General features: G+C 51.0%; 3 protein-coding genes. 2 read left to right on the forward strand and 1 reads right to left on the reverse strand.

Annotated features, from left to right (window positions below):
* Nucleotides 1-162: 162 nt before the first annotated feature.
* Both DW121_RS15640 and DW121_RS14735 read left to right on the forward strand, forming a co-directional pair.
* Entirely contained in the window at nt 163-264 is a 102-nt protein-coding gene (locus tag DW121_RS15640; protein WP_158561019.1) for a smalltalk protein, read from the forward strand.
* Between the two features lie 4 nt (nt 265-268).
* Nucleotides 269-742 carry an N-acetylmuramoyl-L-alanine amidase gene (locus DW121_RS14735; RefSeq protein ID WP_118324288.1) on the forward strand — a complete coding sequence of 158 codons (474 nt, stop codon included), beginning with the start codon at nt 269-271 and terminating at the stop codon, nt 740-742.
* 128 nt (nt 743-870) lie between these two features.
* Here the strand turns inward: DW121_RS14735 and DW121_RS15875 are convergent.
* A partial coding sequence (locus DW121_RS15875; protein WP_222704296.1) for a hypothetical protein occupies nt 871-1,202 on the reverse strand: 332 nt, incomplete at its 5' end.

Raw genomic sequence — 1,202 nt, forward strand, 5'->3', positions numbered from 1 at the left:
TGATGTGCAGGCGGCGATAGACGGTGAAAACTCCGGTGGCGGCGGCAATGGCGGCGGTGACGTGATTCCCGACGAGGGTGACAAGGAAGACCCGCTCGGATAGTAAACATCATCATTGATACTTAAACCAACATCATTATTCATACTAAAACCAATAACATAATGGCAACCAAATCAACCTGGTGGGACAAGTTCCTAAAAATAGTAATCGCAGTGGCATCCGCCGTTCTCGGCGCTTTGGGCGCGCACGCTATGCCTGCCTGATACCATGAGATCCATCAACCTCCTTGTTGTCCACTGTTCCGCCACGCGCTGCGACCGCAGCTATACGGAAGATGACCTGACAACAGACCACCTGCGCCGGGGCTTCTCCGGCGCAGGCTACCATTTCTATATCCGCAAGAACGGCGCTATAAAGTCCCTGCGCCCGATAGAGCTCCCCGGCGCGCACGCCCGTGGGCATAACGCCCATTCCCTCGGCATCTGCTACGAAGGTGGCCTTGACGAACATGGCCGCCCCTGCGACACCCGCACCCCCTTCCAGAAGCATTCCCTCCGCGTGCTCGTGATGCTGTTGCTTCGCGACTACCCCGGCAGCCGTCTTTGCGGCCATCGCGACCTGAGCCCCGACCTTGACTCGGACGGTGAGATAGAACCCGGGGAGTGGGTAAAGCAGTGCCCCTGTTTCGACGCCTCCTCGATTCTTCGGGAACCTCCTCCTCCCAATCCGGCGAGCCTGTGATGCGCGCGTACGCACGCCCGCATATATTATAATGTGCGGTCCTTTCTTCGGTTGCCGTCAGCGTTTGAGAAATATGCTTTACAACACATTTATCAATCAGCGAGTTACGAAAAAGTTTCAATAAAATGTCAAAAAAGAGACAGATATATTTGGTGCATATCTTTAAATCCCCTACTTTTGCATCCGCTTTCGAGAACGGGAGCGGCGATAGATTGACATTCTGACAGAAACGGAGTAAGAACCCTTACTTTTTTCTTTTCCTTTGAGGCTGTTTCTTTCGAAACTTCCTCCTTTGAAAAGAAAAATGAAAAAAACTTCCGATTTATTTGGAAGATATGAAATAAAGTTCTTACCTTTGCACCCGCTTTCAAAAAAGAAAGCAAGCGTTGATTGAAACACTTTTTACAAAGCGGGCGGTAACGGCATTCCTTTTTCTTTGTTCTCCCTTTCGCAAGAGAGA

This window comes from Bacteroides sp. AM10-21B (assembly GCF_003472565.1).
GTDB lineage: Bacteria > Bacteroidota > Bacteroidia > Bacteroidales > Bacteroidaceae > Bacteroides > Bacteroides propionicigenes.